This window comes from Kitasatospora sp. NPDC059160 (assembly GCF_042755465.1).
GTDB lineage: Bacteria > Actinomycetota > Actinomycetes > Streptomycetales > Streptomycetaceae > Kitasatospora.
This window is the reverse complement of record NZ_JBHZCN010000191.1, coordinates 1-8,738: the sequence shown is the minus strand read 5'-3', so window position 1 is coordinate 8,738 and position 8,738 is coordinate 1. Positions and strand designations below refer to the sequence as shown.

The window sequence follows — 8,738 nt, the reverse complement described above, 5'->3', positions numbered from 1 at the left end:
TTCCAGGTGTGGGAGTCCCACTTCGGGGCCCAGCCCGGCGCGTACACCATGAACTTGCCGTCGTCCTGGACGACCGCGAAGTACTTGCTGTTCGGCCCGACCCACGACTGCGAGGACCACAACGGAACCCGCTGCGGGTCGTAGACCACGAAGTTGCCGTCGTCCTGCATCGTCGCCCACGCACCCGGGTGGTTGGCCGTGTTCGTCGACCACACCACCAGGCCGGTCCGCAGCGAGGTCAGCACCAGGTTGCCGTCCGACTGCATGGTGAGCTGCACGCTGCTGGAGCGCACCGACTCGCCCGGGTTGAGCACGAAGCCCGCGCCCATGGTCTTGTTCGCGCCCGGGTTGGCGATCTTCGTCGTGTTCCCCGCCGCGTCGTACTGGTAACTCCCCGGCGTGCTGCCGTTGTTCGGGAACGTCGACTTCACCGCGGTAGGTACGTGCGAGCCGCCGGTGCCGCCGCCCGTGCCCGCCGCCGTGGTCGGCGTGTTGCGCGAGCCCGCCGCCGGGAAGGACTGGTCGATGGTCAGGTCCTTGGACTGGTCGCCGGTCGGGTTGTGCATGACCAGCTTGGTCCGGTTGCCGACCGCGTCGTAGGTGTAGTCCTGCCAGTACGGCGCACTGCCGCCGACGGTGGTGGTACCCGCCGTCGAAGCCCCGCTGGTGGGCGTCGCGTTGGCGCAGGCGCCCTGCCCGGCGAGGGACGGGGTGGGCTGGTTGAGCCGCCCGGTGTCCGACCACGCGGTCGTGAGACGCCCCAGGTAGTCGTAGGTGAAGCACTGCAGGTCCGTCCGGTCCGGACTGTTGTCCGGAATCGTGCGCACCGCCGTGACCCGACCGGCCGGATTGTAGGCGTAGGTCGTGTTCTGGACCGTACCCGTGGTGGCCGTCTGCTTGTCCACGTACTGCGTCAGCAGGCGTCCGGTCGACTCGTCGTAGGTGTTCGTCGAGACGACCTGGGTCCCCCAAGGGTTCATCGTGTCACGGATGTTGCGCCCGTAAGCGTCCCAGTCCGCCTGCCGGAGGTAGGTGTACCCGGCGCCGCTCATATCGTTGAGCTGCCCGAACTCCTCGTAGTTGTAGTTCACCGCCTCCTGCGCCAGATCACCGGCCGCGGCACGCGTCTCCGACACCAGCGAACCACTCACCGGGTTGTAGGCGGCCGAGTAGTCGAAGCTCACCTGCCCGGTCTGACCGATCTCGGCACCCGGGAGGGAGACCGAGGTCTTCGTCGCCCGGTACGCCGCGTCGTACTCACCGACCGACTTGGTGTACGCCGAACCACCCGCCCCACCGACGTACCGGGTCGAGGAGCTCAACTGCCCCTTCGCCACGGTGTCGTAGACGAAACCGGTCAGCTGGTTCGCCGGAGCGACCGAACCGTTGAACGTCCCGGTCTTACGACCCAGCAGGTCGTACGTGATCGCGACCGTCTGACCGCGGGCGTCCGTCGTCGACGCCAACTGTCCCGCACCGTCGTAGGTCCGGGTCGACACACCCGTGTCCGGGTCATCGGCCTTCACCTGACGACCGCGCTGGTCGTACGTGTAGCTCCAGGTGTTCCCGGCCGAGTCCGTCCGGGTCGCCGCCTGGCCACCCGGCGTGTACGTGTAGCCGGTGACGTCCGCGTCGGCCTGGTTGCCGGTCGCCGCGGCCGTCTTGTACTGCCACACCTGCGTCTTGCGCCCGCGGGCGTCGGTGACCGTGCTGGTGGGCGTGGCTCCGGCCGGCGGCGTGACGTCCACCCGGTCAGCGCCGGGGTAGGCCGTCGTCGTCGTGGTCTGCGGCTTGCCCAGCGCCACGAACTGCGAGTTCACCACCCGGCCCAGACCGTCGAACTGCACCACGCTCTGGTTCGGGACCATCGCGCCGTCCGGGATCCACCGGGTCGTGTTCGGCTTGTTGGTGTCCTCGTAGTAGGCGTTGTAGGCGCGGCCCACCCGCCCCTGGGAGTCGTAGAACGTGTCCGCGATGATCCGGCCCTGGTAGGCGGAGATCGCCGGGTCCCCCTGGGTCTGCACGGTGCGTCCCAGGCCGTCGACGATCTGCACGGACTTCCCGTACGCCTTGCCGCCGGGACGCAGCGAGTTCGTCGTCACGGTGGACGGCCCCGAGGTGCCGTTGAGGGCGTAGTCGAAGGTCGCGTTCGCGTTGCCGCCGGTGTCCTGCCCCGGGGACCAGACCGCCTTCACCCGTCCGAGACCGTCGTACGTCTTGGTCGTGCTCCGGCCGTTGGGGTCCGTCGAGGTGAGCGCCAGGCCTCGGGCGGGGTTGAGCGTGACGGTGCTGGTGCGGGGGGTGCCCGCGTCCGGCGCGCCGGCCGGGGCCGGGGTCCCGGTGACCACCTTGTTCGGCAGCTCACCCGGGTTCGCCGAGCTGTACGCCGTGGTGGTGACCGCGCCGTTCGGGTTGGCGCTGTCCGTGACCGTCGGGTCCGTCACCGAGGTGACCCGGCCGTACTGGTCGTACGTGCTGGTCGCGGTGGTGACGAACTGCGCGGCGCCGTTGGCGTCGTAGCCGTTCAGTACCTGCTTGCCCGTCACCTCGGCCTTGGCGCCGGCGCTGCCGAAGCCCTGGCCGTCGTAGAGGGCGCGCGTGTCGGAGACCGTGTTGGACGCGTTCGCGTCCGCGGTGCAGGCGTTGGCGCCCGAGATGACGAACTGCTCGGAGACCAGGCCGGTCATCTGGGCGTTCGGGCCGCCCGCGTAGCGGTAGCGGGTGCAGAGGTCCGGGGTGCCGTCGGCGGTGCTCAGCGAGGTGGTGACCCGGTTGTTGTTCCCGGCGTCCGTGTTCGACACCGTCGTGGTGGTGCGGGTGCCGGTGGTGGTCGCAGTGGTCACCGCGGTGGTCACCTTGGTGGCGCCGTAGCGGGCGACCAGGTCCGGCAGGCCGGCGCGCTTGTGGGTGGCCGTCACCGCCGGGTTCTCATAGGAGTTGACGGTGTACGACACCGGCGAGCCCGCGTCGGCCGAGGCGTCCGCGTAGGTGTCCGTCTCCAGGATCTGCCCGGACATCCAGTCGGAGTCGGGCCGGCCGCCGCTCTTCACGCCGGCGACGGAGGCGCCCTTGGGCTTGCCGTCGGCCTTGAGGTCGCCGTCCATGCCCTGGTAGTAGCTGGTCGTCGACTTGGTCTGCGGCCCGTCCTTGCCCGAGCCCGTCACCGCGGTCACGCTCGCGAAGCCGCGGAACTGGTCCCAGGTCCGGTAGTCGGACTCGACCAGCGGGCTGTCGTTGCGGTGCCAGGCCGCCGGGCCATAGGCGTAGGAGGTGGTCATCGGGACCGAGCCGGAGACCAGGTTGCCGTTCGGGTCCACGGTCACCGTGTCGACCGGGTAGCGCAGGAACCAGTCGTCCACCGTGGACTGCACCTGCGTGTCGAACCACTTCACGTTGAAGCAGGGCAGGGTGTCACCGTCGGCCGAGGCGGGCATCCGCCCCGCCGTGCGCGAGCACTGCTCCTGCTTGTACGAGACGACGATGCTGCCACCGGTCTCCGTGGTGATCACCGCCATGCGCGGCCGGTTGTAGCGCGGACGCGCCGGCACCAGGCCGTCCACCCGGTTGGGCAGCAGCAGGTCCGCGAAGGTCACCGCCGGAAGCACCTGCTCGGCCTGCCCGTTGGCAGTGTCCTTTCCGGTGCGCTTGACCGACTGCAGCCAGGCGATCGGCGCGTTCTCCGTCGCGTTCTGCGGCGTCTTGAACACGTGGGTGAAGTCGTAACGGTCCACCGGACGGTACGAACCGCCGGAGCGGATCGAGGTCGTGATCCCGTTCAGCCACTTCGTCGACCAGTACGTGGGACCGTAGTTGGTGCAGGCACCACTGTCCTGGCACTGCTTGTCCATCGGCACGTCCGGCCAGTTGGCCGCGTTCGCCGCCGTACGCTGCGCCGGATCGCACGCCGCCGCGTCCGACACGCACCGCTCACCCGAGTCGAAGTCGACCCGCGCCGCGGACTGATAGGAGCCGCCCGCACCCAACTGGTCCGACAGCAACTGCCCGTAGGTGATCGCGGCCAGCACCCCGCCACGCGTGTACGCGGTGTTCGTACCCTTACCCGCGTTCTGCGCACCACCGCGCGCATACCAGTTGGTCTCGGGCGTGTACGCGTACGTGGTCAGATTCCCGTGCGCGTCGACCACGTAGTCGAGGTTCCAACGCCACGCGCTCTGGCACCACGAACCCTTGCCCTTCGACCCGTCGTAGCACGGGTCGCCCGGGTTCGGGGAGTACACCGGAACCGTCCACGCCGACTTGCTCTCCGGACCCGCCTTGCTCGGCGAACCATCGGCCGCCGGAAGCTGGTTGAGCCCGAAGTAGTACACCGTCCCCGAGGTGTCCGTCACCTTCAGATAGGAACCGTTCCAGGTGCCGTTGTTGGCACCCGTCAGGAACTCGACCTTCGTCCCGTCATCACCCTTGAGCCGCCACTTGCACCGCGACTGCTCGTCCGCCGCCGACCCGGCGACACACGACGAGTCCTCCGGCACCAGCTCACCCGAGTGACCACCCAACGACAACGTCAGGTTCGGACCACCCCAGCACTGATCGCCCGAACCCGGAATGCCCGCCTTGTCACAGCCCCGGTAGCCGCGCTCGACGAACCCCGCGCTCAGGTCCCAGCCGTCGCCGATCCAGGAGGCCTGGGCGTTCGTCGACGCCGTCTTCCCGTCCACCGACGCCGAGTCGTAGCCGAGCGCCAGCGTGGGGGCACCACCACCCAGGGACGACGGCACCGCGATCGGGTAGCTGTAGGTGAAGGAGCCCGACGCACTGCCCGAGGTCCAACTCTGGCTCGAGGCCAGCGGAGTGGCGCTGTAGGTGCCGGTGCCGCTGGAGGGTGCGGCGTCCAGTGCGAGCAGTACCTGCCCTGCGGCGGCGGGTGCTTCGGCCGCGGCTGCGGACTCCGCCCGCACGCCCTTCGCCTTCCCCCCGACCGCCGGCAGGTCGACGTCCGCGACCAGCCGCTTCGCCTTCTCGTCGTAGTGCGAGGCCACCGGCGTCCGCACCTGGCAGCCGTCGGCGTCCGGGGCGGTCAGCGCGCACTCCGGCAACGCCACCAGCCGCGCCCGGTGGGCGAGGTCACCACTGGCGCCCATCGCGGCGAGGTCGAGCCCGACCTGGACCTTGCCGGCCTCCGCAGCCCCGTCGCGCGCCAGCGTGACGACGGTGCCCTGCACGCCCTGCACGCCCTTCGCGGACTCCACGGACGGCGCGGCGACCTTCACCCGCACAGGAGCGGGCGCGGCACCGCCCGCCGCCGGTGCCAGCCAGACCGGGAGGTCGCCCGCCTGCTTGGCCGCGCCGGCGTTGCCGTCCAGCGCGACGTCCGCGGTACCGGACTTCGGCTGCGGCAGGGACTTCGGCGGCACCCAGTCCGGCGAACCGGTCGGCGGCGTGGTCGACTTCGCCTTGTCCGCCGCACCGTGCACCGAGGCCGTCTTCGGCAGCGGTGTGCCGGGCGGCGACCAGATCCGGCCCTTGTCCGCGCCGCCGCCCCCGGGGGCCGCTACCGCGGTGCCGAGCGGCGCCGCGAGCACGGTCAGAACCGCGAATGAACCGACGACCGCCAATCGGGATCTACGCCACCTCGAAGGCGATTCTTCCCACCCGGTGGCACCAGGTGGTAGTTCGGGAAAAGAGGACATCTCCACCCCTTTGAGAGGTCCGCGTCGCGACTTGACGCGGACAGGTCTCGCTGGAGGGTAGGGGGCTAACAATCCAGCGGTCGAGCGGCTTGAGGATCTCCTGAGGTTGTGATTCACGTCACAGTTGAACGAAATCGGCGGACGGTCCGTCAAACCGGACATCCACCACAGAAAGGCAATTGACGTTGAATCACCAATGCGGCAGCTTGCTGGGGACCTCTACGAACCATCATGGCCCGACCGTCATTCACGGCCGGGCATTCACGCCTATCCACGAAGGGGCTTCACCATGCGCGCTCCCTCCGGAGCTTCCCCCGGCATGCGCAGAACCGGGCATCCGCCCCGGCGTTCCCACGCCGTCGCGGTCGCCCTCGTACTCGCACTGACCTCCGTCGGGCCGATCGCGCCACTGGCCTTCGCCGCCGACACCCCCGCCACCCCCGCGGCCTCCACCGACCGGACCCCGGGCGCGATCCCCAAGGACCTGGCCGACCGGATAGCCGCCGGCGACGCCAAGTTCGCCGGCCAGAAGCCCCCACTCGCCTCCGACAAGGCCATCGCCGAAGCCAAACGCACCGGCAAACCCGTCCCCGTACCGGAACTGACCGACGAGTACAGCGAAACCGTCGCCACCCCCACCGGCCACCTCTCCCGCACCCAGCACGCCGAACCCCAACGCGTGAAGCACGACAACACCTGGGCCACCCTCGACGCCACCCTCGTCCCCGACGACCACGGCGGCTACCGACCCAGGACCGCCGTCGCCGACGTCCACCTCTCCGGCGGCGCGGACGGACCCCTCGGCACGCTCACCAGCCCCGACGGCGAGTCCCTCACCATCGACTCGCCCTTCCCGCTGACCAAGCCCACCCTCGACCCCCAGGGCGAGGCCCTCCTCTACCCCGAGGTCGCCCCCGGCATCGACCTGCGCGTCACCGCCTCCAAACTCGGCGGCCTCTCCACCGTCCTCGTCGTCAAGACCGCCGAAGCCGCCAAGAACCCGGCCCTCAAGAAGGTCCGCTTCCCCACCAAGGCCAAGGGCGTCACCGTCAAGGCCGACGACGCCGGCAACCTCACCGCCACCACCAAGGACGGCAAGGTCCGCTGGCACGCCGCCACCCCCCAGATGTGGGACAGCACCACCAGCACCACCCCGAACGCCCCCAAGGGCAAGGCCGCCGCCGCCCAACGCGACGACCAGACCCCGGCCGGTGCTGACGCCCCCGAGCAGAAGAGCACCGCCGACGCCCCCGGCGCCGCCGCCAAGGTCGCCACCATGCCGACCACCGCCACCCCCGACGCCGTCGAGCTCACCACCGACGACACCGTCCTCGGCAAGGGCCAGGGCCCCTGGTTCATCGACCCCGGCTGGATCTACGACCGCCGCGAGGCCAGCAACTGGACCTGGACCCAGTCCGCCTACCCCGGCACCAACAACCTCGGCCGCACCGTCGCCAACTCCGGCGACCAGTACGCCCAGCCCGGCGTCGGCTACCAGGGCTACCGCACCTCCAAGGGCGTCGAACGCTCCTACTTCCAGTTCGACACCCGCTGGTACAACGACATCGTCATCAACAAGGCGACGATGTCGTTCTTCGAGGCCAAGTCCTCCGACTTCTCCTGCACCAACAAGTACACCGTCGACCTGAACCTCACCGGTGCCATCGACAACAACACCACCTGGAGCAACTCCCCCGGCGTGGTGACCGGAGTCGGCTCGGCGGACGTCGGCGGCGCGGGGCAGAACGGCTGCGGCGGCACCACCCAGTTCGACTACGACGTCACCGGCGTCTACCGCCAGTACGCCCCCAGCCACGACAACCTCACCTTCGGCCTGTTCGCCCGCAACGAGTCCAACGCGGCGGCGTTCAAGCGCATGACCTACAACCCGGCCGTCGTGGTCGAGTACGACCGGGTGCCCAACACCCCGACCAACCCGTACGCCTGGCCGGCCCCCTCGACGGCCGTGCCGTGGGCCGAGAACCAGGGCTGTGACGGCCAGTCGATCGGGTGGATCAACTCCGGATCCGGCTTCAACGGGTCCGTCACCCTCAACGGGACGGTCAGCAGCAACGCGCAGAGCTCGCTGTTCGCCTGGACCCACATCTGGGACTACGCGGACCTGAGCGCCGACGTCGACTCCGGCTACACCCCCGAGGTGGCCAACGGCGGGAACGCGGTCTTCCAGGTGAAGCCGGGCGTGATCAAGGAGGGCCACGTCTACGGCTGGGGCACCATGGCCACCGACAAGCTGGTCCAGATGTCCGCCTCGACCCCGATGTGCCGGTTCGGCGTCGACCTGACCCCGCCGACCCTCACCGTCCCGGACGCCAACACCGTCCTGCCGGCCGCCGACCTCGCGGACAGGTTCCCGCCGTCCGGCAACGGCCAGGTCACCAAGAAGCACGTCGGCGAGCAGGGCCTCGTCCCCTTCACCGCCACCGACCCGGCGCCGGGCGGCAACGCCTCGGGCGTGGTCTGCGCCCGCTGGGGCTGGGACCCTCAGCTCGCCAACGTCGGCTGGTCGTGCGGCGGTTCGATGCCGCAGGGCGGGATCCCGGTCACCCCCGGCCGCTGGGGCACCAACATCCTGTACCTGCAGGTGATGGACAACGCCCGCAACGTCTCCCCGGTCGCCCAGTACTCCTTCTACGTGCCGTGGAACCCGGACGGCCCGCCGCCGGTCTTCGGTGACGTCACCGGTGACGGCGCGCCCGACATCCTCGCGCCCGACCAGGCCGGCTACCTGCGGGCGTACAACCCGCCGGGCAACCCGAACGCCAAGAGCCCGTCCGTCTCGGCCGTCTCCATCCCGGCGGAGGCGCCCGGCGGCAAGGGGTGGAACGGCATCCAGCTGACCCACCGCGGCACCCTCACCGGCGGCAACAACATCGACGACGTGATCGCCCACGCACCCGGCGCGGGCGAACTCTGGGTCTACCCGAACCCGGGCAACACCGGCGTCTACGGCCGGATCGACAAGCCCGTCCCGCTCGCCAAGCCCAAGTGCGCCAAGACCGCCACCGAGGACTGCTCCTGGCTGACCACCACCGGCTACAACGCCACCGACTGGTCCACCACCCTGCG

At 70.1% G+C, this 8,738-nt stretch carries 1 protein-coding gene and 1 pseudogene; one reads left to right on the top strand and one right to left on the bottom strand.

The features are described 5' to 3' along the window. On the bottom strand, nt 1–5,543 hold a 5,543-nt coding region (locus tag ACFXOZ_RS41235; RefSeq protein ID WP_380595190.1), incomplete at its 3' end, for a hypothetical protein. Between the two features lie 427 nt (nt 5,544–5,970). Between ACFXOZ_RS41235 and ACFXOZ_RS41230 the strand changes: the two are divergent. After that, a pseudogene (locus ACFXOZ_RS41230) lies at nt 5,971–8,738 on the top strand (hypothetical protein); the annotation flags it as partial.